Origin of the sequence: Bartonella tribocorum (assembly GCF_002777915.1) — a bacterium.
Classification (GTDB): Bacteria; Pseudomonadota; Alphaproteobacteria; order Rhizobiales; family Rhizobiaceae; genus Bartonella; species Bartonella tribocorum_A.
Genome location: NZ_NJGE01000012.1, coordinates 1 through 26,937, shown reverse-complemented (window position 1 = coordinate 26,937; position 26,937 = coordinate 1). Strand labels below are relative to the sequence as shown.

At 37.1% G+C, this 26,937-nt stretch carries 23 protein-coding genes and 1 tRNA gene; 14 read left to right on the top strand and 10 right to left on the bottom strand.

The genetic code is table 11. The features are described from left to right. Positions 1-5: 5 nt before the first annotated feature. Genes lpxA through lpxB form a run of 3 tightly spaced genes read left to right on the top strand, consistent with a single transcriptional unit; the run spans position 6 to position 2,894 of the window. The gene (lpxA, locus tag CER18_RS05670) at positions 6-830 is read left to right on the top strand and encodes an acyl-ACP--UDP-N-acetylglucosamine O-acyltransferase (protein ID WP_100129103.1); all 825 of its coding nucleotides are present in this window, start codon (positions 6-8) and stop codon (positions 828-830) included. Positions 831-832: 2 nt separating this feature from the next. Beyond that, on the top strand, positions 833-1,705 hold the full coding sequence (locus tag CER18_RS05665) for an LpxI family protein (protein ID WP_100129102.1): 873 nt from the start codon (positions 833-835) through the stop codon (positions 1,703-1,705). Then, complete coding sequence (gene lpxB, locus CER18_RS05660; protein WP_100129101.1) at positions 1,698-2,894, top strand: lipid-A-disaccharide synthase; 1,197 nt, start codon at positions 1,698-1,700, stop codon at positions 2,892-2,894. The genes CER18_RS05665 and lpxB overlap by 8 nt, the downstream gene beginning before the upstream one ends. A 20-nt stretch (positions 2,895-2,914) precedes the next feature. Here lpxB and CER18_RS05655 read toward each other — a convergent pair whose 3' ends face one another. The 7 genes from CER18_RS05655 to gltX (CER18_RS05625) all read right to left on the bottom strand — a co-directional run bounded on the left by CER18_RS05655 (position 2,915) and on the right by gltX (CER18_RS05625) (position 11,029). Beyond that, entirely contained in the window at positions 2,915-3,688 is a 774-nt protein-coding gene (locus CER18_RS05655) for an amino acid ABC transporter ATP-binding protein (RefSeq protein WP_100129100.1), read from the bottom strand. A gap of 80 nt (positions 3,689-3,768) precedes the next feature. Next, positions 3,769-4,476 carry an ABC transporter permease gene (locus tag CER18_RS05650; protein ID WP_100129099.1) on the bottom strand — a complete coding sequence of 236 codons (708 nt, stop codon included), beginning with the start codon at positions 4,474-4,476 and terminating at the stop codon, positions 3,769-3,771. Next, on the bottom strand, positions 4,473-5,195 hold the full coding sequence (locus tag CER18_RS05645; RefSeq protein ID WP_100129098.1) for an ABC transporter permease: 723 nt from the start codon (positions 5,193-5,195) through the stop codon (positions 4,473-4,475). Before CER18_RS05645 ends, CER18_RS05650 begins: the two co-directional genes overlap by 4 nt. Before the next feature lie 78 nt (positions 5,196-5,273). Beyond that, a complete protein-coding gene (locus tag CER18_RS05640; RefSeq protein WP_100129097.1) occupies positions 5,274-6,026 on the bottom strand; it encodes a transporter substrate-binding domain-containing protein in 753 nt (250 codons plus the stop codon). Positions 6,027-6,467: 441 nt separating this feature from the next. After that, positions 6,468-7,220 carry a transporter substrate-binding domain-containing protein gene (locus CER18_RS05635; RefSeq protein ID WP_100129096.1) on the bottom strand — a complete coding sequence of 251 codons (753 nt, stop codon included), beginning with the start codon at positions 7,218-7,220 and terminating at the stop codon, positions 6,468-6,470. A gap of 816 nt (positions 7,221-8,036) precedes the next feature. Then, positions 8,037-9,332: a citrate synthase gene (gene gltA, locus CER18_RS05630; protein ID WP_100129095.1), complete on the bottom strand. Its 1,296-nt coding sequence runs from the start codon at positions 9,330-9,332 to the stop codon at positions 8,037-8,039. 266 nt (positions 9,333-9,598) lie between these two features. Then, the gene (gene gltX, locus CER18_RS05625) at positions 9,599-11,029 is read right to left on the bottom strand and encodes a glutamate--tRNA ligase (protein ID WP_100129094.1); all 1,431 of its coding nucleotides are present in this window, start codon (positions 11,027-11,029) and stop codon (positions 9,599-9,601) included. Positions 11,030-11,143: 114 nt separating this feature from the next. Between gltX (CER18_RS05625) and CER18_RS05620 the strand changes: the two genes are divergently transcribed. The 7 genes from CER18_RS05620 to gltX (CER18_RS05590) all read left to right on the top strand — a co-directional run bounded on the left by CER18_RS05620 (position 11,144) and on the right by gltX (CER18_RS05590) (position 21,336). Further along, positions 11,144-13,420 (top strand): ComEC/Rec2 family competence protein, encoded by a 2,277-nt coding sequence (locus CER18_RS05620; RefSeq protein ID WP_100129093.1) that lies wholly within the window; start codon positions 11,144-11,146, stop codon positions 13,418-13,420. 335 nt (positions 13,421-13,755) lie between these two features. After that, positions 13,756-14,460, top strand: a complete 705-nt coding sequence (rpiA, locus tag CER18_RS05615; protein ID WP_100129092.1) for a ribose-5-phosphate isomerase RpiA — start codon at positions 13,756-13,758, stop codon at positions 14,458-14,460. Positions 14,461-14,557: 97 nt separating this feature from the next. Continuing rightward, the gene (locus CER18_RS05610; protein ID WP_100129091.1) at positions 14,558-15,115 is read left to right on the top strand and encodes a DUF2059 domain-containing protein; all 558 of its coding nucleotides are present in this window, start codon (positions 14,558-14,560) and stop codon (positions 15,113-15,115) included. 204 nt (positions 15,116-15,319) lie between these two features. Continuing rightward, positions 15,320-16,711, top strand: a complete 1,392-nt coding sequence (gor, locus tag CER18_RS05605; RefSeq protein ID WP_100129090.1) for a glutathione-disulfide reductase — start codon at positions 15,320-15,322, stop codon at positions 16,709-16,711. A 72-nt stretch (positions 16,712-16,783) separates the two neighbouring features. Then, the gene (locus CER18_RS05600) at positions 16,784-18,163 is read left to right on the top strand and encodes a class II 3-deoxy-7-phosphoheptulonate synthase (RefSeq protein ID WP_100129089.1); all 1,380 of its coding nucleotides are present in this window, start codon (positions 16,784-16,786) and stop codon (positions 18,161-18,163) included. A gap of 128 nt (positions 18,164-18,291) precedes the next feature. Continuing rightward, entirely contained in the window at positions 18,292-19,953 is a 1,662-nt protein-coding gene (locus CER18_RS05595; RefSeq protein ID WP_100129088.1) for an NAD+ synthase, read from the top strand. A 9-nt stretch (positions 19,954-19,962) separates the two neighbouring features. Further along, positions 19,963-21,336: a glutamate--tRNA ligase gene (gltX, locus tag CER18_RS05590; protein WP_100129087.1), complete on the top strand. Its 1,374-nt coding sequence runs from the start codon at positions 19,963-19,965 to the stop codon at positions 21,334-21,336. 60 nt (positions 21,337-21,396) lie between these two features. On the opposite strand, the gene CER18_RS05585 is transcribed toward gltX (CER18_RS05590), so the two are convergent. Both CER18_RS05585 and CER18_RS05580 read right to left on the bottom strand, forming a co-directional pair. Then, positions 21,397-22,800, bottom strand: coding sequence for a DEAD/DEAH box helicase (locus CER18_RS05585; protein ID WP_100129086.1), 1,404 nt, complete (start codon positions 22,798-22,800; stop codon positions 21,397-21,399). 147 nt (positions 22,801-22,947) lie between these two features. Then, entirely contained in the window at positions 22,948-23,721 is a 774-nt protein-coding gene (locus tag CER18_RS05580; RefSeq protein ID WP_100129085.1) for an NAD kinase, read from the bottom strand. A 273-nt stretch (positions 23,722-23,994) separates the two neighbouring features. On the opposite strand from CER18_RS05580, the gene CER18_RS05575 reads away from it, so the two are divergent. The 4 genes from CER18_RS05575 (at position 23,995) to CER18_RS05560 (ending at position 26,630) form a co-directional block, all read left to right on the top strand. Beyond that, positions 23,995-24,071: transfer RNA gene (locus CER18_RS05575), tRNA-Arg, on the top strand. Between the two features lie 428 nt (positions 24,072-24,499). Beyond that, positions 24,500-25,678, top strand: coding sequence for a YbfB/YjiJ family MFS transporter (locus tag CER18_RS05570; RefSeq protein WP_180299393.1), 1,179 nt, complete (start codon positions 24,500-24,502; stop codon positions 25,676-25,678). A 352-nt stretch (positions 25,679-26,030) separates the two neighbouring features. Then, positions 26,031-26,312, top strand: coding sequence for a type II toxin-antitoxin system RelE/ParE family toxin (locus tag CER18_RS05565; protein WP_100129084.1), 282 nt, complete (start codon positions 26,031-26,033; stop codon positions 26,310-26,312). Between the two features lie 18 nt (positions 26,313-26,330). Then, positions 26,331-26,630, top strand: a complete 300-nt coding sequence (locus tag CER18_RS05560; RefSeq protein WP_100129083.1) for a HigA family addiction module antitoxin — start codon at positions 26,331-26,333, stop codon at positions 26,628-26,630. Between the two features lie 56 nt (positions 26,631-26,686). Here CER18_RS05560 and CER18_RS05555 read toward each other — a convergent pair. Next, positions 26,687-26,937 (bottom strand): tyrosine-type recombinase/integrase (locus CER18_RS05555; RefSeq protein ID WP_180299392.1); only part of this gene is annotated, 251 nt, incomplete at its 5' end.

Sequence of the window (26,937 nt, the reverse complement as noted above, 5' to 3'; positions counted from 1 at the left end):
TAAAAATGTCCGGTACGAAAATCCATCCAACTGCTCTTGTGGAGAAGGGAGCGCAGCTTGGTGAGAATGTACGCGTTGGGCCATTTTGCCATATTAGTTCAGAGGCTGTTATTGGTGATGAATGTAGTTTGACAAGTCATGTTGTAATAATGGGAAAGACAACATTAGGAGCCAAGAGCAAAGTGTTTTCTCATGCAGTTTTAGGGGCAGAACCGCAAAATAATAAACATAAAGGGGGGGCTACGACTCTCTCTATTGGTAAAAATTGTATGATCCGTGAAGGCGTAACAATGCATAGAGGCTCCGATTCGAGTGTGGGAATGACAGTTGTTGGTGATAATTGCCAATTTTTTTGTTATGTGCATATCGCTCATGATTGTCATGTAGGAAACCATGTAACATTTGCGAATAATGCGATGATTGCTGGTCATGTGACTGTTGGTGATTATGTGATTATCGGTGGTGGTGCTGCTGTTCACCAATTTGTTCGTGTTGGGCATCATGCATTTATCGGCGGGGTATCTGCACTGGTAGGTGATCTGATTCCTTATGGAACAGCTGTTGGTGTGCAGGCAAAACTTGCCGGACTCAATATTATTGGTATGAAGCGTGCAGGTCTTGAACGTCAAGATATTCACGCACTCCGTCATGCGGTTGCTATGCTTTTTGATCATAGTAAGCCATTTAAAGAGCGTGTCAATGATGTTGCTTCTTTCTATTCTTCTTCTCAGCCAGTTATTGATATTGTCAATTTTATTAAAGAAGAAGGAAAGCGTTTTTATTGTACACCAAAATATGAAGGTGATAGAATAAAAGAACATAAGGATTAAAAATGCCTATTTGGGGTGCCAGAAATTTTCTTTCCGGCCGTACTGCTATTATAGCAGGAAGTGGTGTTCTACCGATTACTGTTGCGCAGACTCTTGAGAAGGATGGGGAGAATCCTTTTCTTGTGCTTTTGCATGGTGAGGCAGATTCTGTTCTTTATCGCTATGAACATTGCGAGCTATCAATTGTAGAGTTAGCGCGGCTCATTAAAATCTTAAAGAAGGCTGGAGTTTATAATGTTGTTTTGGCAGGTGGTGTGAAAAAGCGACCACTTCTTACGCAATTGCGACTGGACTGGACAACATTTTTAGCGCTTCCTAAGTTAATCGGCGCTTTGAGAAGGGGGGATGATGCGTTATTAAAAGCGTTTATACGGGTTATTGAAGCGCATGGTTTTTGTGTTGTTGGCGCTCACGAAATAGTTCCAGATCTTTTAGCTCCTATAGAATTTAATTTAACAGTACGGCGTGCAACGCAGAAAGAGAAGAAAGATATTTTTTTAGCAGCACAAGCAGCAAAGCTTTTAGGTCAATTGGATATTGGGCAAGCCGTTGTCGTTGTTCAAGGAAGGGTGGTTGCTCTGGAGGGCGCTGAGGGAACTGATAATATGTTGTGGCGTGTTTGTGAAATGCGAGAAAGAAGACAAATTCCTCCTACAGGTGGTGTTCTTGTAAAATGTGCAAAGCCACAACAGGATGATCGGGTTGATTTGCCATCAATTGGGCCCGCAACAATAATGAATATTGCAAAGAGTGGTTTATCTGGTATTGCTGTGGAGGCAAATAGAAGCCTAATATTATCGGTGAAAACAACAATAGAAAAAGCCAACAAATATTCTCTATTTATAGAAACATTTGAAAAGTTTGATCATGAATGATTGTTTCTTAAAGATTGCTGTGGTTGCAGGTGAGGAATCTGGTGATTTGCTTGGGGCGGATTTAATTTCTTGTTTATCACAACAAATGGGATGCAACATTCATTTGATAGGTGTTGGGGGGGAGCATTTAAAGGCATTAGGTTTAAAAAGCTTTTTTGATTCTCATGATATTGCTTTAATAGGTTTAAAAGAAGTATTGAAAAAATTACCGTTGTTGTTGCTCCATATTCGCAATTTATCCAAATTTATTGCGCAAGAACAACCTGATTGTTTAATTATTATTGATAGCCCTGATTTCACGCATCGTGTTGCAAAAAAGGTACGCGCTTTAGCACCTTCTATTCCGATTATTAAATATATTGCACCAACCGTTTGGGCGTGGCGGCCAGAGCGTGCAAAGGCTATGCGGGGATTTGTGGATCATGTTTTAGCAGTTTTTCCTTTTGAAGAAAAGGTTATGCAGGATTTGGGAGGTCCTGTTACCACCTACGTTGGACATCGTCTTTTGACATATCCTCCTCTTTTGAAAGTTCAGTCAGAAAAAAGGCGCCAAGTGGAACAAAGAAATTTGTGTGGTCAACAAATATCGTCGCCTACATTGGTTATTTTGCCAGGATCACGCAATTCAGAGATTCGTTCTTTAATGCCTATTTTTCGAGAAGCCGTAGAGATTCTTGTACAACGTATCCCTCATTTACAGATTATTTTACCAACTTTACCCCGTTTGGTTGATAAAATCCGTGATTTTGTGCAGGGCTGGAAGAGCAAAGTAGAAATTGTTGTGGGGGAAGATGAAAAATGGCGTGCTTTTGCACAAGCAGATGTTGCTCTTGCAGCTCATGGAACGGTTTCACTTGAACTAGCTTTAGCAAAAATTCCTACGGCTCTTTGCTATAAACTTGATCGTTTTTCTCAATTATTTATTTTTCCTAAAATGATGTTATGGAGTGCTGCTCTCCCAAATATTATTGCTGATAAGCCTATTGTTCCAGAATATTTGAATGAACTGATACGTCCTGGCATGTTAGCAAGACAGATAGAGCAACTTTTATCTAATCCTTTATTGCGCCAAGCTCAACTCGATGCTTTTGAGATAGTAGAACAGAAAATGAAAACGGAAGTCCCGTCAGGGATTGTCGGCGCGCAAAAAATTATCACTCTTTTAAAAAGCAGGGGTAAAATTATATAAATAAAACAATATGTTGGTAACTAATGTTTAATTTTAGCAAAAAAATCACGGGCACGTTGGCTTTTAGGGTTGGTAAAAAATTTTTCAGAGGCGGTGTCTTCAATAATTTTTCCATTTTCTAGAAAGAGTATTCTTTCTGAGACTTTCCTTGCGAAGCCCATTTCATGGGTAACACAAAGCATTGTAATCCCTGTATCGGCCAATTGAGCCATCACTTCCAAAACTTCTCCCACACTTTCCGGATCAAGAGCTGAAGTGGGTTCATCAAAAAGCATGACTTCAGGTTCCATACAAAGCGCACGGGCAATCGCAACACGCTGTTGTTGTCCACCAGAAAGTTGTAAAGGATATTTTTCACAGTGTTTTTCAATACCGACATGCGTTAAGTAACGCATTGCCCGTTCTTTTGCTTGTTGTTTGGAAAGTCCTTGAACGGTTATAGGAGCTAAAATACAATTTTGTATAACGCTCATGTGGGGAAATAAATTAAAGTTCTGAAAAACCATTCCTATTTTTCGCAGAACATTTTTTTGCTGTTGTATAGGAGCAGTATTGATATCAACGTTATGAATACAAATTGAACCTTTTTGTGCTTGTTCTAATTGGTTAATACAACGAATTAGCGTTGATTTTCCTGATCCAGATGGTCCACAAATAACAATATGTTCACCAGCTTGAACATCAAAGTTGATATCGTGTAAGACCTGAAAGTTTCCATACCATTTATTGAGGTTTTGAATAGAGATCACAGGGTTTTTACTGGGAGAGATCGATTGATTATTTTCCAAATTCATCTTGTTTTATTCTTTCATTGATGAATAAATTGATTAATTCAACATTTTGGTTTGGTAAAGTTTTTTATGATCATTGTATTTTACCGTAAATATCGCGTGAGGTGATGTTCGATAAAAACGATCAAGCGATGAATGAGTTCAACAATAAAAAGATAAATAAGAGCGGCCCAAACGTAAACTTGAAAATCGAATGTACGTGAATAAGTGAGTTTGGCAACCCCCATTAAATCATAAACAGTAACAAGTGAGGCAATGGCACTCGATTTAATCATTAAAATCAACTCATTTCCTAGGGGACGTAATGCGACAATCATGGCTTGTGGAAGAATAACTCTAAAAAATGTGACAGAATTGCTCAGACCTAAAGCTTTTGATGCTTCACGTTGCCCAGTTGTTACGGATAGAAAACTTCCTTTAAAGATCTCAGATTGATAAGCAGCAGAATTGAGTGTGAAAATAAAAAGGCAACAATACCACGCGTTTTGAAAAAACCACCATAGACCAACCTGTTGCCAAAAACTGTTCATTGAACCAAGCCCATAATAAAAAAGAAAGAGTTGGGCTAACAAAGGAGAGCCACGGAAAAAATAGACATAAGAATTTGCAAAATATTGCAAAAACGTATTCTTTGATAAACGTGCAAAAGCAATAATCATACCAAGAAAAAAACCAAGAGAGCAAGAAATAGAAACAAGCTCAACAGTAACAATAAAGCCACTAATAAATTTGGGCCCATAACGGTTTAAAAGATCAGGATTAAAAAGGAAATAAAGCCACTCAGGAATCATTGACTTAGTACCTTTTTATAACCAGTTTGAGTGTATGTTTCTAAACGGCGTAAAATTGCAGCAAAAAACGCTGAAAATGATAAATAGAGTAAACATGCGACAAGGTAAAATAGCATGGGTTCATTGGTTGCAGCGACAGCTAAATTTGTTTGTCGCATGAGATCAACAAGCGCGATGGTTGAAACGAGAGATGTATCTTTCAGTAAAGTGAGCCAATTATTGGAAAGTCCTGGCAAAGCATTTCGAATGAGCTGGGGGAAGGCAATCCGAAAGAATGTGGTTGAGCGTGAAAGTCCTAAAGCTTTGGCCGCTTCATATTGACCTTTATCAAAAATGTTGAATGCTCCAAGCCAAACTTCACAAGAAAAAGCAGCAAGAACCATACTCAGAGCAAGAACACCAGCAACAAAAGCATTGATACTGAACATGACTTCAAGATTAAAATAGTCAAAGACATTTTGAATGAGACTTTGTAACCCGTAGTACACTAAAAACAAGGTTAAAAGCTCTGGTAGCCCACGAAACACTGTTGAAAAGAGACGTGCTATAACTTTAGCCATCTTAATATTAGATCGAATCATCACAGCATTTAGAAGTCCTAGAGGAAGTCCTAGAAGGCCGCAACATAATGCCAATGCCAATGTCATTCCTGCACTAGAAAGTATAACCGTTCCCCATCCACCATTGCTAAATGATAGCAATGCTAAATTTTCAATCATTCTTGTGTTCCTCATGAAAGAGTTAGATAATATTCTTAGAAATAAACAGTGGGCTTCATTTAAATAGCATAGTGATATTTAATAAATATCGCTTGTAAAATATTTTCTCATAATTTTCTCATAAGTCCCATCCAAACGGATCTCTTTTATTGCTTCATTGAACTTATTTTTAAGATCATTATTGTTTTGACGCAGGGCAATTGCAACAGGAAATTTCGTTTCTTTTAAAGTTCCTAGGAGGAGACAGCAATCTTTTCCTTCATTTTTAAGCCAATTTAATGCCTGTAATTTATCAACAATAATCACATCAAGTCGATGATTTAAAAGATCACGATTCACTTCTATTGTGGAAGGGTAGAGTTTGATTGTTACATCTTCAGAGGCATAATGATCTTCTGCATAAACAGCTTGTGTTGTATTTGATTGCACACCAAGATTTCTGCCTCTAAAGCTTTGTGCCGAGATTTCTTTAATCCCCGAAGCTTTAGTAACAATGACAGCCAGTGCTGTGTCGTAGTAAGGATCTGTGAAGTCAATTTTTTGTAAACGCTCTTGTGTATGAGAGAGCGAAGCAACGATCGCATCATATTTTTTTGCGATAAGTCCTGGGATCATTCCCTCGAAATCTTGCGTGACAATTGTACACTCAACATTCATTTTTTTACAAAGTGCATAAGATATATCAATATCAAATCCCTGTAGTTTGTTATTTGAGTCAATATAACTAAAGGGAGGATAAGTGCCTTCACTCGCGATTTTTAATGTTTTCGCATCAGCCAATTGGGTGAATAGCGCGGCGCTTATGATAAGAGCTCCTGCGAATAGTTTCATGATATTCTCCTATTGGATAAGCGGGCAAATATGAAGTCATCCACGTTTTTATAATCTGTAAGCTTTTCTGGAGCAATGCAAAAATTTACTGGTGTTTATTTTAGATTATTTATGTTGGATATTATGATCAAAAAATATCTTTTTTATTGATTGGAAGAAGAACAAATATCTTACTGTTATACGACGCTTAATTTTTCATGAAGTAATAAGTTTAAATCATYTTGAACATAAAAAATTAGATTTAGATAAGATAAAAATACAATCTCATTGTCGCCATTAGATTCCATAAACATTGAACTATCGAGAAATAATTAAAAAATATTTTTTTTGATAAATATAAATTTTTCTTATGAAAACGCTGAATTTCCAACATTTTTTCTTGTTCAACAAAAAGCTAAAAGATATTTTTTGAAAAGATTGAGTGTTAATTGATGGTGATGTTTAATCAATATCGAATGTAAAGTATTTTCTCATGATTTTATCATAGGTTCCATCGGCGCGTATCTCTTCTATTGCTTTATTAAAACTATCTTTAAGATCATTGTTATTTTGACGGAGTGCAATCGCAATAGGAAATTTTGTTTCTTCTAAAGTTCCTAGAAGCGTACAACAATCTTTTCCTTCATTTTCAAGCCAATTTAATGCCTTTAATTTATCAAAGATGATGATATCAAGCCGATGGCTCAAAAGATCACGATTCACTTCTATTGCTGTAGGATAAAGTTTGATATTCACGCCTTCAGAGGCGTAATGATCTTCTGCATATGCAGCTTGTGTTGTATTTGATTGTACACCAAGATTTTTACCTCTAAAGGCTTGAGTTGAGATTTCTTTAATTTCCGAATTTTTGGTCACAATGACAGCCAGTGCTGTGTTGTAGTAAGGATCGGTAAAATCAATTTTTTGTAAGCGCTCTTTTGTAGGAGAAAGGGAAGAAACAATAGCATCATATTTCTTGGCTAGAAGGCCGGGAATCATTCCCTCGAAGTCTTGCGTGACAATAGTACATTCAACGTTCATTTTCTTACAAAGTGCGTAAGATATATCAATATCAAACCCTTGAAGTTCGTTATTTGAGTCAATATAGCTAAACGGGGGGTAGGAGGCATCACTTGCTATTTTCAGCGTTTGAGAATTGGCCGATAAGGTGAATAATGTTGCGCTTATTATAAGAGCTCTTGCTAATAATTTCATTATGTTCTCCTATTCAATAAGCTGGCAAATATAAAACCATAAGGCATTTTTATAATCCGTAAGCTCTTTTGGAGCAATGTAAAAAATTTATCTGCCTCCATTTTGTTATCATTACGCTGGATATTACTATCAAAAAAATGATTTACTCGTATCAATATGGAGCGAGAAATACAGGAAAGAAAGCTCTTGTTAATGAAGAGATGAATTTTAATAATTGTATTTAAAATCAATTAATTATCTTTAAAAGAAAAACTACTCGTTTAAATGTAAAGAACATTTCAGCTCTTAAACAGGATAAAATGTAAATTTCATCTGTTGCATGAAATCTCTCGATATTAAAGAATATCAAAATCAATTTATTTTCTGCTATTTGGAAAAGGCTTTTATTGTAAAAAGAAGTGTGATTTTAACAGATAACGATAAGACGAGTATTTGTACGAGACATAATCATTATAAAGTGATTTTTATGAAGTTTTTAGCATAGTAGAAAAGTATTAAAAAAAGCTTTTTTATCGAGGGAAGATAGAGAGTGAAATATAAGCTTTTAAAGTATGAGGGAATAATGAGGAATACATTTCATTAAGATAATGAGAATGATGAGATGAAATTTTTGATTTCTTTTACGTTTGAATCATTTCCAAAGGGATATTCTTAATTTATTGACAGAGCCAAAACTTAAAGTTTTTTCATAAACTTTTATGATGTTGTTATCTCTGTAGAAAAAATTTTAAAATTAGGCTTTGTAAAAAATTTTAAAGAATGTTTTTTAATTTTTACAATAAAGCTTCAGTTTACTGAAGCTTTATTGATCTTCCTTTAATTGGCCCGTTTATCCATAGGAACATAATCACGCATAGCATAACCTGTGTAGAGTTGTCGAGGACGACCAATTTTTTGTGCAGGATCTTCAATCATTTCTTTCCACTGTGCCACCCACCCGACACTGCGTGCTAATGCAAAAAGAACAGTAAACATTTCGGTTGGAAAGCCTAGAGCTTTTAATGTAATACCGGAATAGAAATCAACATTGGGATAAAGCTTTTTCTCAATAAAATATTCATCATTTAGGGCAATTTTTTCAAGTTCTATTGCGATATCAAGAAGTGGATCATCTTGAATGTTGAGCTCTTTTAAAACCGCATGACAGGTTTTTTGCAAGATTTTCGCACGTGGGTCATAATTTTTATAAACACGGTGACCAAAGCCCATAAGGCGGAAGGGATCATTTTTATCTTTTGCACGTGCAATAAACTCAGGAATTCTTTTAATAGAACCTATTTCTTGCAGCATTTTTAGACATGCTTCATTGGCTCCACCATGTGCTGGTCCCCAAAGGCATGCAACTCCTGCTGCAATACAAGCAAACGGATTAGCACCCGATGATCCAGCAAGGCGTACCGTAGATGTAGAGGCATTTTGTTCATGATCTGCATGAAGGATAAAGATTTGATCCATTGCTCGAGAAAGAACAGGGTTTGTTTTATATTCTTCACAAGGAACAGCAAAACACATACGGAGGAAATTTGCTGCATAACTAAGATCATTGCGTGGATAAACAAATGCTTGTCCAATACTATATTTATAGGCCATAGCAGCAAGTGTTGGAACTTTTGAAATCAGACGAACAGAAGCGATCATTCTTTGGTGAGGATCTGTAATATCAATAGAGTCGTGATAGAACGCAGACATAGCACCAAGGCAGGAAACCATGACGGCCATAGGATGAGAGTCACGGCGGAAACCGTGGAAGAAGCGTGCAAACTGTTCGTGGACCATGGTATGTTGCATAATACATCGATCAAAGTCGTTTTTTTCTTGCTGTGTCGGGAGTTCCCCATAAAGGAGAAGATAACAACTTTCGAGAAAGTCACCTTTTTCAGCCAATTGGTCGATAGGATAACCACGATAAAGCAATATGCCCTTATCACCATCAATATAAGTAATTTTTGATTCACAAGAAGCTGTTGAAGTAAAACCAGGATCATAAGTAAAAATATCGGTTTTTTTGTAGAGAGAAGCAATTTCGATGACTTCAGGTCCACTGGTGCCTTTACGCAAGGGAAGTTCTACTTTTTTATCATTCACAATAATATGTGCGTTATTATCAGACATTAGGTATTCCTTTCAGATCCTTCGCTTCTAAAAATTAAGACTCTGCTTTATCAGAGTGGGAGATATATAGTAACTGAATCTTTTCTTACTTATATTTAAGGGCAAATTGCCTCTAAAAGCGAGTACATGCAACCTAAAAATATTTCCTCATGAACCATTATTACTCAATAAAAACTGTATTTCAATGATATAACATAAAAAACTCTTTTAGATCACATTGAGATATCTCTCTAGATATCCATTTGAAAAGATATACTCAGTATACATCATGAATCTATTGCTGTGATAAATTGGTCTTTGATGCGGTGAAGAGATTCATCGCGTCCCAATAAAATAAGAATATCCAAAATACCTGGTGATGTTGCTCTGCCTGTAAGAGCTGCCCGAAGTGGTTGGGCGATAGATCCAAATTTGAGATTCTGTGTTTGGATATAAGAGCGAAGCGTTTCATCGAGGGCTTTTGTATCCCAAGACGGGCAGGCTTGTAGGGCTAGATAAAGATCGTTCAAAATGGCTCGTCCATTTTTATCTAGGAGGATTTTTACTTTTTCATCAAGCTGTAATGGTCGTTGCGTAAAAATGAAGGAGGCATTGTCAATCAGTTCGCACAGTGTTTTTGAACGTTCTTTCAAATGTGGAATTGCTTTTAAAAATTGGATACGACGTTTTTCATCAAGCCTTTCAAGAGTTTGTGCCCCTCCATCAATTTCTGGGAGAATATCAAGAGCGGCATCAAAAAGTTCTTGATCATTGCTCATGCGCATATAGTGTCCGTTGATAGAATCGAGTTTTTTGAGATCAAAACGCGCTGCACCTTTATTAATATCTTCAATATCAAACCAAGAAATCATATCTTTAAGTGACATGAGTTCATCATCACCATGACTCCATCCTAAACGGACAAGGTAATTGCGCAAAGCCGCAGGAAGGTAGCCCATTGTTCGATAAGCATCAACACCCAGTGCACCATGCCGCTTTGATAATTTTGCACCGTTTTCACCATGGATAAGAGGAATATGGGCCATGACAGGAATATCCCATCCCATTGCTTTAAAGATGATCGTTTGTCGGGCTGCATTGGTTAGGTGATCATCACCCCGTATGATATGTGTGACCCCCATATCATGATCATCAACGACAACAGCATGCATATAAGTTGGCGAGCCATCAGAACGCAAAATAATAAAGTCATCTAAATCTTTATTAGGAAAACGAACATCACCTTGAACACGGTCGTGTACAATCGTTTCTCCATCTTCAGGGGCTTTGATACGAATAACAGGTTTGATACCTTGAGGAGCTTCAGAACGATCACGGTTACGCCAACGTCCATCATAACGTGGTGGGCGTCCTTCTGCACGGGCTTTTTCACGCATTTCAGCTAATTCTTCAGGTGAGGCATAACAATAATATGCTTTACCATTTTCGACCAACTGTTCGGCGATTTGGCGGTGACGTTCTGCACGTTCGAATTGCGAAATAGGGGCACCATCATAACTAAGCCCCATCCATTGCAAGCCATCTATAATGGCTTTTACAGCTGCGTCTGTTGAACGCTCTCGGTCTGTATCTTCAATGCGTAGAAGCATTTTTCCACCAGTATGTTTTGCATAAAGCCAATTAAAAAGAGCAGTACGAGCGCCACCAATATGAAGGAAGCCTGTGGGTGAGGGGGCAAAACGAGTAATAACAGACACGAATATTTTCCTTTAAATTGAGATATTACTTATGGAATTTTATAGAAAGGTTATGTTAGCATAGGTAGCGGGGTGTGCAATAGCTGCATTGCAAGTTAAAGTGGGGATTTGCGGATGTTTAATCAAAGTAAAGTTAAAGAGACTTTATCTGTAAGATCTGCTACAGAAAGAAAAAACGCATGTCAAATAGGGCGGAGTATTTTTTTTAGACGTGATGATGCAAAGAATGGCAGTGATAACCAACAAGAACTTTTTTTATTAAAAATTTTAAAAGAAGCAATCATTCTTGTTAGAAAATGGTTGGCAGATTGTATCAATAAAGAAGTTTCTTTTGGTATTCTTTTTTCGCTGATTTTAGTCTTTTTTTCCCTAGGAATCATTTTTTATTTTCATTTAGATCAGGAACCAAGTTGGAGACAATTGGGAGCATTGGTCAGCGTCTTTATTGGAATATTCTATATTGCACGTTTTTATCCAAAAATACGGATTCCTACGGGGTTTTTGTTGTGCATTGTATTGGGGGTGCTGGCGGCAAAAGTAGAAACGTGGCGTATTGCAACACCTATGTTAAGCAGTGATATTATCACCACATTGACGGGAAGAATTGTTTCTATTGAGTCAGTTACCAAAGGGGGATTTCGTTTAGTTTTGGATGTTTTGAGTACAGAAAAACCCATATTACGCCATAGTCTTCATCGTGTTCGTTTATCGGCAAGATATTTGCCATCTGGATTAGCAGTTGGTAATGGCTTGTATGGAACAGTTAAGCTTCGTGCTTTCTCTGGGCCAGCGCGTCCAGGAAGCTACGATTTTAGTTTTCATAATTATTTTAAAGGTATTGGGGCTCAAGGTGTTTATTTAGGAAAACCAAGAAAAATATTTGTTTTACAGCCTGATGGAATATTCACTATCGCTCTACAGAAAATTGAAAATTTACGCATGAAGATGACGCAAAAAATCCGTCTAGCCCTTGAAGGGGAGAAGGGAAGTGTTGCGGCAGCTCTCATAACAGGACAGCGTGCTGGTATTTCAAATGAGACAAATGAGGCATTGCGTACGGCTGGATTAGCCCACATTTTATCAATATCGGGTTTACATATGGCTCTGTTGAGCGGTCTCGTTCTTTTGGGTATCCGTCGTTTTTTAGCATTTTTTCCAGTTTTTTCTTCCTATTATTCCAGTAAAAAATTTGCTGCCATCGTTGCATTGATGATAACAGCTTTTTATTTGCTCTTGTCGGGCTTAGCCATATCAGCACAAAGAAGCTTTGTGATGATTGCTGTTATGTTGGTTGCTATATTGTGTAGTCGCTCTGCCGTAACAATGCGTAATTTTTCCATTGCGGGATTGATAACTCTAGCGATTAGGCCCCATGAAATATTAGGTCCTAGCTTTCAAATGTCTTTTTCTGCGACGGCAGCTTTGATTGCTTTTTTTGATTGGTGGAGCAGAAGGTCGCTTTTTCGTAAAAGAAAAACAACCTCCTCTTATGTTGGAGAAAGAGTGATAAATTTTGCTTTTTTATCAATATTGTCAACATGTGCGTCTTCGTTTGTAGCAGGGAGTGCAAGTGGAATTTATGCTGCTTATCATTTTTCTAATACGGCATCTTTGAGCATTATCAGTAATGCTTTTGCTTTACCTATCATCTCAATTTTGGTGATCCCTTTTGGCTTAATCGCAGTTCTTGCAATGTTAGGAGGATTCGAATGGCTTCCTCTTCAAATTATGGGGTTTGGTGTTGATCTTGTGATAAAGATTGCATATGCTATTAAGGCTATTTCTCCTGATTTGAATCCTGGTTTTATGCCGTTGTCTGCGTTGGTTTTATTGAGCATAGGCTTGGTAGGGCTGACTTTTTGCAAAACACCCATCAGGCTCTTTTTTAGTCTTTTTATTTTAGCTGGTCTTTCTATTTGTATCATGCATTCACCTATCCAATTGATTATAGCAGATAATATGCGTCTGGTGGGTGTTATCGATGATAAAAAATTATATATTGATCGTTACCATCATTCTAAGTTCACGGCATCCATATGGAAAAAGTCATTTCGTTTGAATGAAACGATTAAGCCAACAAAATATGGTCCTTCGTTTCATGAACAATTTATTTGCGATCGTTATGTATGTACATCCTTATTAGAGAATGGATTAAAAGTTATCGTTTTACGTGGAGAAACAGATCATTGCATAGAGGCCGATATCCTCATTCAGACATTTATAATGCATAATCCAACATGTCACAAGAAGGCAAAAATAATATTTACTCCCCAGCAATTATTATCAAGAGGAAGCGTTATGATGACTAAAGATGGAGATATTATTTGGACTTCGCGAGGGTTTCATAGACCATGGAATATGCACAGACAGCATTCACAAAAAAACATATAATTTATCACATTTTTTCATATCTGGATAATTGATAAAACAAAAAACAATAGAAGATTTTTCTGATATATTTTGCGTTTTTTAAATTGATCAGTTTCACGATTTCATTGTGAATGAGAAAAATACCAACAAATTTTTTCGAAGAAATAAAAAAGATAATTGTTGATTATTCTATTTTATTCTTATCATATATTTCTATAACGAGTAACATCTCTTCGAAAAAAAGATAACGGTTAAATTTAGGTAGATTTAAGTCAAGAGGCTGCCTTTTATTATCATTGTTATAGGTGGTAAGAGTGGTGATGAATGTTGTTTGTGGATAAAAGGTAAAGTCATTCATGGATGTTCAGCAGTTAAAAAAAAGGGCAGCTTTTAAAGCGCTTGAATTTATTGAAGATGATATGCGGCTTGGTATTGGATCGGGTTCAACTGTTAATGAATTTATCCGTCTTCTTGGTGCGCGTGTTGCGGATGGTCTGCGGGTGATAGGTGTTGCTACTTCACGATATTCTGAACAACTCTGTCATGAGTTTGGAGTGCCTGTTAGTACTTTAGAACAAATACCGGAATTGGATCTTGATATTGATGGAGCAGATGAAATTGGTCCTGAGATGATGCTCATTAAAGGGGGCGGAGGAGCGTTGTTGTATGAAAAAATTGTCGCATCGGCATCTCGTACAATGCTTGTCATTGCTGATGAAACAAAGGTAGTCAAAAGACTTGGTGCTTTTGCACTACCGATTGAAGTGAATCCATTTGGTGTCCATACAACACGCAAAGCCATCGAGAAAGTTGCAGATGATTTAGGACTTTCTGGAGAAATTGCATTGCGAATGAATGGAAAAGTACCTTTTGAAACAGATGGAGGTCATTTTATTCTTGATGCATTTTGGGGATGTATTTTGCAGCCCAAATTATTATCAGATGCGCTTCTTGCCATTCCTGGTGTTGTTGAGCATGGTCTTTTTTTAGGATTGGCTTCACGTGCAATTATCGCTATGGCAGATGGACAAATAAAAGTTTTAGAACCATTTGATTTTTAGAAAAGACATTTACATTGTGATATGTTAGCACAATAAAAAAGATTTTGAGTGGAATAACAAATTTAAATTATAATTAGCGATTGGGGTAATCATTAAAATGAGAATAATATTTTCTTTTCAGCGTTTGTTCGTATGTTTTGGTATAATTGCCATTTTTTTTGTGAATATTGGAATGGTTCATGCACAAGGTGTGAGTGATCAACATTTAGATTCAGCCCGAAAGGCGATTAAGGCCATTCATGCAACGGATCAATTTGATAGTTTTTTACCAAATGCGGTCCAAGATTTTAAAAATCAACTAATCAGTGATGATCCGAATTTGGCAACAGATATTTCTAATATCGTTGATAAGCATGCGCTTGCTTTAATTAAAAGGCGCTCTGATCTAGAAAAAGAGATTGCTCATGTGTATGCAAAATATTTTACGCAAAAAGAGCTTGATGCAATCACGACATTTTATAATTCTGATACCGGTAAAAAGTTTTTGACAGAAGTTCCCAACATTGCACGTGATTCCTATTCTGCATTTGATGTATGGCGTTCTGCTCTTATGCAAGATCTTGTAGAAAATGTGAAAAAAGAAGTGTCTGAAACTCTGGATTTGAATAATTCTACGATGCCAACAAAATCAAAAGCTTCAGAAAAGAAAAAATAACTTGATTGATATCATGACATAAGTTTGCAATTTCTGATTTTTTAAAGAGCGGCGGTTTTCCCGCCGTTATTAATATTGTAATTAAGATTCTGTCTTTTTAGACTATTGCTTTATAGAAAAATGCTTCTTTAAAAGAAAAAAGGCTTTCATTTGATAATAAATGACCGTAGCTTATCGTTGCAAATTTATGAGAAGGAATAGTTCGTGGGCTCTTTTGATTTTGATTTATTTGTTATTGGAAGTGGTTCTGGTGGGGTGCGTGCAGCACGGCTTGCTGGAAGTCTTGGGAAGCGTGTCGCTATAGCAGAAGAATATCGTATAGGAGGAACCTGTGTTATTCGTGGCTGTGTTCCCAAAAAGCTTTATGTCTATGCTTCACAATATGCAAAAGAGTTTAAGAAAAGCGTTGGTTTTGGGTGGAAATATGCGGATCCAATTTTTAGTTGGGAAAAGTTGGTTGCAGCTAAAAATAAAGAAATATCAAGATTAGAAGGGCTGTATCGTAAGGGGTTAGAGAATAACAATGTGCATATTTATGAAAGTCGGGCGACTTTTATCGATGATCACACATTAGAGCTTTCTGCTACGGGTGAGCGGGTAAGGGCGGAAAAAATTTTGATTGCAACAGGGGCAAAAGTTGCACCAAATACGACTATAGAAGGCGGTGATTTTTGTCTGACTTCTAATGAGATCTTTGATCTAAAAAAGCTCCCAAAATCAATAGTTATTGTTGGCGGAGGGTATATTGGTGTTGAATTTGCTAATATTTTTCATGAGCTCGGTGTAAAAATAACACTCCTTCATCGTGGTGATTTAATTCTCCGTGATTTTGATCATGATTTGCGGCAGTTGCTTAACGATGCAATGATTGAAAAAGGCATTTCTATTCTCTATGGAACAACAATTTCTAAAGTGCAGGCGGCAGAAAATGGTTATGATGTTTTTTTATCAAATGGGCAAACAATCAAAACTGATCAAGTTATGTTAGCCACGGGGCGTATACCCAATACAGTGGGTTTAGGACTTGAGAAGATAGGGATAGAAGTTAACGAGTTTGGTGGTATTATTGTTGATGAAAAAATGACAACCAATATCCCCCATATTTGGGCTGTAGGGGATGTAACGGGTCATATTCAATTAACACCTGTTGCGATCCATGATGCAATGTGTTTCGTTAAGACAGCATTTGAGAATATTCCAACAAAACCTAATTATGATTTAATTACAACAGCGGTTTTTTCACAGCCAGAGATTGGAACGGTAGGTCTTTCAGAAAAAGAGGCGATACAGCGTTATAAGCGTCTTGAAATTTATCGTACAGTTTTTCGTCCTATGCGTAATGTTCTTTCCGGTAGTTCAGAGAAAATGTTTATGAAGCTCATTGTTGATGGTGAAAGCCGCATTGTTGTAGGTGCGCATATTTTAGGAGAAAATGCGGGTGAGATGGCACAACTTATTGGAATATCTCTCAAGGGGAAGTTGACGAAGGATATTTTTGATGAAACAATGGCAGTGCATCCAACGATGGCAGAAGAATTGGTAACGATGTATAAACCAAGTTATATATATGAAAATGGGAAGAAAATAGAAAATTAAACAACACCCCATAGTGTGGTAAAAAGTTTTTGATATGCTAAGCTTGGAAACTTCATTTTTAGAGAGAGTGTAATGATAAAAGAATGGTCGCCTGACTCTTGGAGAGAAAAGCCAATTAAACAAGTTCCGACTTATCCGGATAAGTCTATGTTAGAAGATGTTGAGCGAAAGCTGAGAAGCTATCCTCCTTTGGTTTTTGCTGGTGAAGCACGTGATTTAAAAAATGAATTAGCAGCTGTTGCAAAAGGACAAGCTTTTTTATTGCAAGGTGGTGATTGTGCCGAAAGCTTTGCAGAACATGAAGCTGATAATATCCGCGATTTTTTTCGTGTATTTTTGCAAATGGCCATTGTTTTAACCTTTGGTAGTTCTAAACCCGTTGTTAAAATTGGCCGTATTGCTGGTCAATTTGCAAAGCCCCGCTCTTCTGATATAGAAAGCAAAGAAGGAATTGAGTTTCCTGTTTATCGAGGGGATATTATTAATGGCATTGAATTTGGAGCCGACTCTCGTATTCCAGATCCGCAACGGATGTCTATGGCTTATCGTCAATCTGCGGCAACACTTAATCTATTGCGTGCTTTTTCACAAGGTGGCTATGCTAATTTAGAAAATGTTCACACATGGATGTTGAGTTTCGTATCTAATAGTCCACAAGGGGAACGCTATGAATTATTAGCAGAGCGTATTTCTGAAGCAATTGATTTTATGCGTTCTATAGGGATTACATCTAAAACGCATTCTTCATTGCGTGAAACATCTTTTTATACCAGTCATGAAGCGCTTTTGCTTGGTTATGAAGAGGCATTGACGCGCATTGATTCAACTTCAGGAAATTGGTATGCAACATCTGGCCATATGTTATGGATTGGTGACCGTACACGTCAGATTGACCATGCTCATGTTGAATATTGTCGCGGCATTAAAAATCCTATAGGATTAAAGTGTGGTCCTTCTATGGAGCCTGATGAGCTTTTAAAATTAATTGATATTTTAAATCCTGAAAACGAACTGGGGCGTCTTACTCTTATTACGCGCTTTGGATATGATAAGGTTGAAAGCCATCTGCCTAAACTCATCCGTGCCGTTGAACGCGAAAAGCATGCGGTTATATGGTCATGTGATCCAATGCATGGCAATACTATTACGGCTAATGGTTATAAGACGCGTCCCTTTGATTATGTTTTAAAAGAAGTAGAGAATTTTTTTGCAGTGCATCGTAGAGAGGGGACTTATCCAGGAGGCATTCATATTGAGATGACAGGTCGTGATGTCACTGAATGTACGGGTGGAGCGCATGCTATTTCTGTCGATGATTTGTCTGATCGTTATCATACACAATGTGATCCACGATTAAATGCAGATCAAGCGTTAGAATTAGCTTTTCTTGTTGCTGAGCTTCTTAAAAAAAATCGTGCGACTGATCCGTTAGCCGTTGCTATTGGTGGGTAGGCAAAAATTTGTCTGACATTTTTTATTTTAGGTCATTATGGAAGATAAAGAATTTTTAAAAAGTGGATATTTCTGATGATGAGGAATAAAGTTGTAGTTACCAAACTAATAAAGTGATACAGAATCTTATGAAAAATAACTTTCGAATAGCCGTTGCTCAATTAAATCCTATTGTCGGTGATATTGAGGGAAATTTTTCTCTAGCCATCATAGCGTATCAAAAGGCTAAAGAAGAGGGGGCTGATCTTGTTTTATTCACAGAGCTTTTTATAAGTGCTTATCCACCGGAAGATCTTGTTCTAAAACCTGCCTTTACAAAAACATGTGAAGAGGCTGTTGAAAAATTAGCAAAAATAACTGTCGGCGGACCAGGAATTGTCATTGGTCTTCCATTAAGGCGTAATGGCAATATTTACAACGGTGTCATGCTTCTTGATGAAGGGTGCGTCATTGCCGAAAGCTTGAAATTTGATTTACCTAATTATGCTGAGTTTGATGAAAAGCGTCTATTTTCTTCCGGTCCACGTCCTGAGCCTATTATTTATCATGGAATTCAATTAGGAATAGTCATTTGTGAGGATCTATGGAATGACTTCTCTCTTAGTACAGAGCTTAAGGATAAAGGTGCTGAAATTATTCTTGTTCTTAACGGATCTCCCTACTATCGTAATAAAACAAAAAAGCGGATAGAAGTTGTTCGTGCGCATGCACTTCAATCTGGAGTCCCGATTATCTATGCTAATCAAGTTGGTGGTCAAGATGAACTTGTTTTCGATGGAGGATCTTTTGCCTTAAACGGACAAGGTGAAAAGGTGTTTCAAATGAAACACTTTGAAAAACATATTGCTTTGAGCCATTGGCAACGCACAACGGCGGGATGGCACTGTGTTTCAGATTCTAATGAAAATCTTCTCGATGGGTTAGCAGCCGATTATCAAGCTTGTGTTTTAGGTTTGAAAGATTACGTTAATAAAAACGGCTTTAAGGATGTTGTTCTTGGTCTTTCCGGAGGAATTGATTCAGCCCTGTGTACGGCAATGGCGGTGGATGCTTTTGGTGCTGAGAGGGTTCGCACCATTATGATGCCCTATCATTATACTTCGCAAGAATCATTGAATGATGCCAAAGAATGTGCTGATCTTTTGGGATGTCGCTATGAAATCATACCGATTACACAGCCTGTTGAGGCTTTTTTAAAGACAATGACACCTGTTTTTTTAGGATTACCCTCTGATGTCACAGAAGAAAATCTTCAAAGTCGTATACGTGGTACACTTTTAATGGCTCTTTCAAATAAATTCGGCTCAATGGTGGTAACGACAGGCAATAAATCAGAAATGGCTGTGGGCTATGCAACACTGTATGGTGATATGAATGGCGGATTTAATCCTCTTAAAGATATTTATAAAATGCAGGTTTATGCCTTAGCTGAGTGGCGCAATAAAAATTATTTGCCTCATTTAAAGGGACCAAAAGGAATTGTCATTCCATCCAATATTATAGAAAAAGCGCCTTCTGCAGAGTTGCGGGAAAATCAAAAAGATGAAGATTCACTACCACCTTATCCTATTCTAGATGATATTTTGCAATCTCTTGTAGAAAATGACATGAGTATTGGTGATGTTGTTCAACATGGGTATTCACGGGAAACTGTTGAGAAAGTTGAACAGCTTCTTTATGCAGCCGAATATAAAAGGCGCCAGTCTGCACCCGGTGTAAAAATCAGTTACAAGAATTTTGGACGCGATCGTCGTTATCCCATTGTCAATCATTTTCGCGATAAAAATTGAGTCTTTTTTATGGTTAAAGTTCGTTTTGCTCCCTCTCCAACAGGTTATATTCATATCGGCAATATCCGTATTGCGCTTTTCAATTGGCTTTATGCGCAAGCGCATAAAGGAGACTTTATTTTGCGCTATGATGATACAGATATTGAGCGTTCTAAACAAGAATATATCGATGCTATTGCTGTAGACCTTGAATGGCTTGAGATTCAACCAGATACAATTTATTACCAATCTAAGCGATTTAGTCGATATGATGAAGTGGCAGAAATTCTCAAACAACGTGGTCTGCTTTATCCCTGTTATGAGACAGCGGAAGAATTAGAGCGGCGTCGTAAAATCCAGCTTTCACGTAAACTGCCTCCCATTTATGATCGTGCAGCATTGAAGTTGACAGAAGAAGACAAGAAAAACTTTGAATCACAAGGTCGTAAACCCCATTGGCGTTTTCTTCTTCCTAATTTTGAAAATAATCCTTTGCAAACAAAGCGAACAGAAGTTTGCTGGAATGATGCCGTAAAGGGAAAGCAGACGATTGATTTGGCTTCTCTTTCAGATCCTGTTCTGATTCGTGAAGATGGAACCTATCTTTATACATTACCGTCTGTTGTGGATGACATTGATATGGCCATTACACATATTATCCGTGGTGATGATCATATTACAAATACAGGTGCTCAAATTGCTCTTTTTAAAGCTCTGGAAGCAGAATTACCGGTTTTTGGTCATATTAATTTATTGTCAACAGTTTTAGGAAAAGGGCTTTCAAAACGTAACAATGATCTTTCTATTCGTTCTCTAAGGGAAGAAGGATTTGAATCGATCGCTGTTCAGTGTCTTGCTGTTTTGATTGGGACATCACAAAATGTGCATCCCTATCCTCATCAAGCAGCGCTTTTAGAACATTTTAATTTACAAGATACATCAAAATCGGTTGCAAAATTTGATATTGCTGATCTTTGTACTTTGAACAGTCATCTTGTTCATGAACTAAATTATGAGGATGTTAAAACGCGCCTTAAAAATCTTTCTATTGAAGGAGAAAAGGCGGAGTATTTCTGGAATGCGATAAGAAGCAATATTGATAAAGTCAACGATGCTGTCTTGTGGTGGAAAATCATTCATGATGCAAAGAGTTTTGATACAGTGGCAGTAGAGGACCGTGCATTCGTGCAGCAGTCACTCAATTTCTTACCTGAAGGTGTCTTAAAGGATGAAAGTTGGCAAGTTTGGACGATGGCATTAAAAGAAAAAACAGGGAGGAAAGGAAAGTCTTTATTTATGCCATTACGTCAAGCACTTACGGGCATGGATCATGGACCTGAAATGGGAAAGCTTTTGCAGCTTTTAGGGCGGGAAAAGGTAATAGAAAGACTCTCTCAGAAATAAAAGCAACTTTTTAAAAGCATTTTTTATCTATTTTACGTTTACAGAGAGTAAAGTAAAAGTCTATCTACGCGTTTTTATGAGCATGAATGCAGGAGTATCATCACCAAATCCAAGGGGCGCAAAATTCTTATTTTTTCGAAGGCGCTGTTGCTTGGATGGATTTTCTTTACTCTTCACATTTTTGATATAATCTATTTTGTTCTCTTTTGCAGTTTTTTTGAGGTCTGCAATAGGCTCTTTGGGAGTAGTTTTCTTTGATGACTGTGAAGATTTTTTCTTTACAACACTATCTTCTGTTTGATCATCGGTTATTAAAGTCGATAGATCTCCATTGAGCCACTCAATTTTTTCATTACTCATTTCCTCAATGGCGTTGATATATTTTTGATCAGCTTTTGTGACGATTGTAAAAGCTTTTCCACGACGATTTGCACGTCCTGTACGACCAATTCGATGGATGTAGTCTTCAGCATGTGTAGGAACATCATAATTAAATACATGACTTACCGCAGGGATATCGAGTCCACGGGCAGCAACATCCGAAGCAACCAGAAGTGTCAGTTTATTATTTTTAAAATCAGCTAGGGTATTCATGCGTGAATATTGATCCATATCTCCATGAAGTGCCCCTGCATTAAAGTTATGTTTGATGAGCGATCTAAAAAGTTCAGAGATATCTCTCTTTCGATTACAGAAAATAATTGCATTTTGAAGTTCTGTACCTTCGTTTTGGATAAGCTCTCGTAAAACCGCTCTTTTATCCCACGATTTATTTCCAGATTTGACAAGCCGCTGTGTAATTGTGGTCGCTGTTGAGGACGCTTTTGTAACTTCAACGGATACAGGAGAATGTAAAAATTGTTTCGTTAGCTTTGTAATTTCTGGCGCCATTGTTGCAGAAAAGAACAAGGTTTGACGCGTGAAAGGGGTTAGTTTACAGATACGTTCAATATCAGGAATAAAGCCCATATCCAACATACGATCAGCTTCATCAATAACAAGGATTTCAACGCCCATCAGAAGTAATTTACCACGCTCGAAATGATCAAGAAGACGCCCTGGTGTTGCTATAAGAACATCAGCACCTCGTTCAAGTTTACGATCTTGGTGTTCAAAAGAAACCCCACCAATCAAAAGAGCAACATTTAAACGATGATTTATTCCGTATTTATCGAAATTTTCTTCAACTTGAGCTGCGATTTCCCTTGTTGGTTCCAAGATAAGCGTACGGGGCATTCGTGCTCTTGCACGACCTTTTTCAAGGAGGGTGAGCATAGGCAATACAAAAGAGGCCGTTTTACCCGTGCCTGTTTGAGCGATTCCTAGAACGTCTTTTCTTTGAAGGACATGAGGAATTGTTTCACTTTGAATAGGTGTTGGAACTGTATATCCCGCTGACTTTACTGCATTAATAACTTTTGCGGAAAGACCTAAATCATCAAAACTATTCAAAGATGGTATCATTTTTTTATCAATTGCTCTGTGCTTTTAACTTTGCTATCTCAATGATAAGTACAGGTAATGTTCTCCACTCTTTAAAGAGTGTTAAGATGCTTTCATAAAAAAGCCAACTATAACAATCATATACATATAAAGCGTATAATACAATCATTAATAGCGAAATTGTTCTGATAAAATGCGCTCATCCCATGAATGACTTGAGTCAAAAAGGATTGAAGCTGTTACTTCTGTTGCCATCGAAATAGTCACTGAATGGACAGATTTAACTTCAACATTATCAGCAGCAGCATTGACAGGGCGTTTGTCAGGTTCAAGCATATCAAAACGCACTGTTACTGTATTGGGAAGCAATGCGCCATGCCAACGTCTTGGGCGAAAAGGGCTAACGGGAGTGAGGGCCATAAGGGGGGCCATAAGGGGGAGAATAGGTCCTTGTGCTGATAAATTATAGGCGGTTGATCCTGCTGGTGTCGCGACAAGAATACCATCACAACTTAATTGTTCCATGCGTACGTTATTATCAATGGTGATGCGAATTTTTGCTGCTTGATAAGATTGCCGAAAGAGGGATACTTCATTAATTGCAAGCGCTTCGATAGATTCTTGACATTCAGCTTTTGCAATCATACGCAAGGGATGAATTTCTTTTTTATGGGCGACAGCAATACGATTGGGCAATTTTTTTTCATGAAATTCATTCATAAGAAATCCTACAGAACCTTGATTCATACCATAAATAGGCTTTCCAGTATTCATAACGTCTCGTACGGTTTGTAACATTGTTCCATCACCACCGATTGCAACAACAACATCAGTTTTTTCCAGGGAAGAATGACCATAAACGGAAACTAATTTATGGGTAGCTTTGATAGCTTCCTCCGTTTCTGCAGAAATAAAATGAAAGCGACTTGGTAATGTAGTCATTTAAGAATTATCCTGATACTTATAACTTATCTTGTAACTTATTTTTTGAAAGTTTTGAAGTTGTAATAAAAGCTTTTTTTATAATAAAAAGAGTATTGCAGACAAAAAGAAAAGCTATTTCAAGATAAAGTATCATGATCGAAAAGAAAGAAGATTGTGCGTTGTTAAATAATTTACAAATAAGTAATTTTTTTACCAGAATGATAATTTAGCATTGAAGCTGAGGGTATGATTAGTTAAAAGAGCACAACTGGTTTTAATAATCAGTTTGAAGCACCCGTAGCTCAGCTGGATAGAGCGCTGCCCTCCGAAGGCAGAGGTCACAGATTCGAATTCTGTCGGGTGCACCAAACTTCTCAACTTGATATCATCCTCAATAACAATATCGCCTAAAAAGAAGCAAATTTCCTCTTTTATGAAAATGGTTATTTGAGTTGTTTATTAAGTCTCACAGCAAATAAGTAAATGATGTTAAGAGAAGTAAAATCTATGGCAGCATCTTATAATTTTTCGGTTAGTCGTTTTGAATATCGAGATAAAAAGCAAGATTGTCTAAATATTTTTCGACTTAACTATGAACGTATATAACATAAAAATACATATTAATTTAATATGTTATTGTATCACTACCCCAGCAATTAGTAATGTTGACAATAATCACTCAATATGTTCTTTAAATAAATGGCTAGATTTTCTTTTATTCTCTGATATTAGGTTACGACTATGATGAAATAGAATGCAGATAAGAAAAAAATAATCAGTTAAGGGAATAAAGGGAATGAGGGAGAAAAATAATCATCAGGATTTGCATTGTTTTAAAATAGCTGTATTCGGTATGGTTATTATGATTTTGGGGATAGGGATTGGGCGATTTTTCTATACACCGATATTTCCAGTTATGTTGAGTGAAGGATTGTTTACCTTTAATCAACTTTCTTATATAGCGAGCGCTAATTATGGCGGTTATTTWGTTGGGRGTTTGTTTTTTTYATTTTGCAGAGTTGGAAATATATCCCGTGCTCCCTACGTGTTATTTGGTGGAGCCATAGTAACGAGTGTACTTATTTTTGCAGTGACGTTAACAACAAACTTTTATTTGGTTATTTTAATCCGCTTTGCTGCTGGTATTGCAAGTGCAGCAATGATGATTTTTGGTTCTATTATGGTTATGCAGCATAGTCACACTCTGCGGGTTATTGCTTCGCTCTATGCAGGTGTAGGAGTTGGTATTCTATTGGGTAATGAGTATGTTCTTATCGGTTTGAGTAGATCAATGGGTGCAAAAAACATTTGGTTTGGAGCTGGTTTAATATCTATTATCTTGTTGTTCTTATTGTTTATTTTATTTCCGCGTCGTGTTGATGCGTCTCAATTTGCTATTAATGCGCCATTGGTACACAAAAATATTGTTTGGTGGGAACTCGTTCTGCTTTATGGACTCGCTGGTTTCGGTTATATCATTGTTGCAACATATCTTCCTTTGATGGCAAAAACGTTTAATTTTCAACTTCTTGCTAACCATTTATGGTCGTTTGTTGGAATAGCCATTGTTCCCAGTTGTTTTATTTGGTTATGGGGAGCAAATCGATGGGGAGTCTTACATTGTCTGATGCTCAATTTTCTTATTCAAGGAGGATGCGTATTATTGACATTATTTAGCCAGTCTCCTGTACTGGCCGTTTTTAGTTGCATAGGGTTTGGATTTACCTTTATGGGAACGACTTCTTTAGTTATGCCGTTAGCTAAGCGTTTGCAGGCACCGTATAGCATAAATTTACTTGGGTTAACGACTTTAGCTTACGGTTTTGGTCAAGTATTAGGACCTCTCTTGACGAGTTTTCTAAAGTTTGGTTCATACACTATTACACTTTCCATTATCTGTGCTGCTGTAGCACTTTTTGTAGCCGCTGGAATCTGTCAATATTGCCTTTGTAAAAAAACACTTAGCGTTTCATAAAACTGTAATCGTCACTAAAAAGCATAGAAAATTTATTAAGCTCTTTCTTAAGATATTTCATGAAAGTCGAATTATTCTAATGAGGTATATCTACAGCGTTCTTCACTCTACAGTTGCTATTTTGAGTGTTGGTCTCGTGGGAATGCTATATTTATATGTAATCAATAACTTATATAAAGGTAAGGGAATTTTAATTCCATTGATTTTATTAACTTATTTCTCTATCTATCCCGAACCTTTTTGTAGCTTATTCTCAATCATTTTATCCAAATATGTAACCAGATTTTCCAGTATCTTACTTGACTCTTATCTTTATTAATCGTATAGTAATAGTATACGATAAAGGGTGCTAATGGCAATTGTGAGTTTTAAACATAAGGGCTTAAAATTATTTTACACAACAGGTTCCACAAAAGCTATTCGACCAGATCACGTAAAGAAATTACGCGTTATCTTAACGGCTTTAACAAGTGCTACCACGCCTGAAATGTTGAGAGCGCCTGCCTTTAAAATGCGTCCTCTTAAAGGTGAACTTACAGGATACTATTCTATATGGGTGAATGGGAATTGGCGTGTTACTTTTCGCTTTATAGGAACAGATGTGGAGCTTGTTGATTATCAAGATTACCATTGATGAAAGGAACGAAAACAAATGATGCATAACCCCGCACATCCGGGCGAAGTTCTAAAAGTAGCTTTCTTAGAGGAAATGGGGATAACAATACAAAAGTTAGCGGATCATCTCCATATGACAAGAGCTTCTCTATCAAGAGTGATTAACGGTCATGCTTCTATGAGTACCGAGCTTGCAATTAAATTAGAATTAGCTGGTTTTAGTAAAGCAAAATTTTGGTTGGATATGCAAACAAACTATAATTTATGGCAAACAATGCAACAGACACAACCACCTATTTCTCCTCTGGTTTCTGATGCATCTCAAACGCAGCTTTGATTTCGTTCATAATTTTGACGAGGCTTTGGTTTGTTTTTTAGCTGCCGCACATTGCTCTAACCTTTTTGTAGCTTTTTTATTGCTTCTATTGCTAATCGTTTTCTATCTGCTGTTTTAGTATAAAGGGATGCCATTTTATCTTCTGTCCAGCCAAAAAGCGCTTTCATTTGTGAAACTGTCGCACCAGCATTCGCAGCGCGTGTGGCTGCTAATTTTCTCAATCCATGGGCTGATTTTTTAATTCCAGCCGCATTACAAGCGTCTCTAAAGGCGTTACCAAAGCTTTCTTTGATGAATTTTTTATTAG

Coding starts and splice junctions, on each gene's coding strand:
- lpxA (WP_100129103.1), top strand. CDS start 6: ATGTCCGGTACGAAAATCCATCCAACTGCTCTTGTGGAGAAGGGAGCG.
- CER18_RS05665 (WP_100129102.1), top strand. CDS start 833: ATGCCTATTTGGGGTGCCAGAAATTTTCTTTCCGGCCGTACTGCTATT.
- lpxB (WP_100129101.1), top strand. CDS start 1,698: ATGAATGATTGTTTCTTAAAGATTGCTGTGGTTGCAGGTGAGGAATCT.
- CER18_RS05655 (WP_100129100.1), bottom strand. CDS start 3,688: ATGAATTTGGAAAATAATCAATCGATCTCTCCCAGTAAAAACCCTGTG.
- CER18_RS05650 (WP_100129099.1), bottom strand. CDS start 4,476: ATGATTCCTGAGTGGCTTTATTTCCTTTTTAATCCTGATCTTTTAAAC.
- CER18_RS05645 (WP_100129098.1), bottom strand. CDS start 5,195: ATGATTGAAAATTTAGCATTGCTATCATTTAGCAATGGTGGATGGGGA.
- CER18_RS05640 (WP_100129097.1), bottom strand. CDS start 6,026: ATGAAACTATTCGCAGGAGCTCTTATCATAAGCGCCGCGCTATTCACC.
- CER18_RS05635 (WP_100129096.1), bottom strand. CDS start 7,220: ATGAAATTATTAGCAAGAGCTCTTATAATAAGCGCAACATTATTCACC.
- gltA (WP_100129095.1), bottom strand. CDS start 9,332: ATGTCTGATAATAACGCACATATTATTGTGAATGATAAAAAAGTAGAA.
- CER18_RS05620 (WP_100129093.1), top strand. CDS start 11,144: ATGTTTAATCAAAGTAAAGTTAAAGAGACTTTATCTGTAAGATCTGCT.
- rpiA (WP_100129092.1), top strand. CDS start 13,756: ATGGATGTTCAGCAGTTAAAAAAAAGGGCAGCTTTTAAAGCGCTTGAA.
- CER18_RS05610 (WP_100129091.1), top strand. CDS start 14,558: ATGAGAATAATATTTTCTTTTCAGCGTTTGTTCGTATGTTTTGGTATA.
- CER18_RS05600 (WP_100129089.1), top strand. CDS start 16,784: ATGATAAAAGAATGGTCGCCTGACTCTTGGAGAGAAAAGCCAATTAAA.
- CER18_RS05595 (WP_100129088.1), top strand. CDS start 18,292: ATGAAAAATAACTTTCGAATAGCCGTTGCTCAATTAAATCCTATTGTC.
- gltX (WP_100129087.1), top strand. CDS start 19,963: ATGGTTAAAGTTCGTTTTGCTCCCTCTCCAACAGGTTATATTCATATC.
- CER18_RS05585 (WP_100129086.1), bottom strand. CDS start 22,800: ATGATACCATCTTTGAATAGTTTTGATGATTTAGGTCTTTCCGCAAAA.
- CER18_RS05580 (WP_100129085.1), bottom strand. CDS start 23,721: ATGACTACATTACCAAGTCGCTTTCATTTTATTTCTGCAGAAACGGAG.
- CER18_RS05565 (WP_100129084.1), top strand. CDS start 26,031: ATGGCAATTGTGAGTTTTAAACATAAGGGCTTAAAATTATTTTACACA.
- CER18_RS05560 (WP_100129083.1), top strand. CDS start 26,331: ATGATGCATAACCCCGCACATCCGGGCGAAGTTCTAAAAGTAGCTTTC.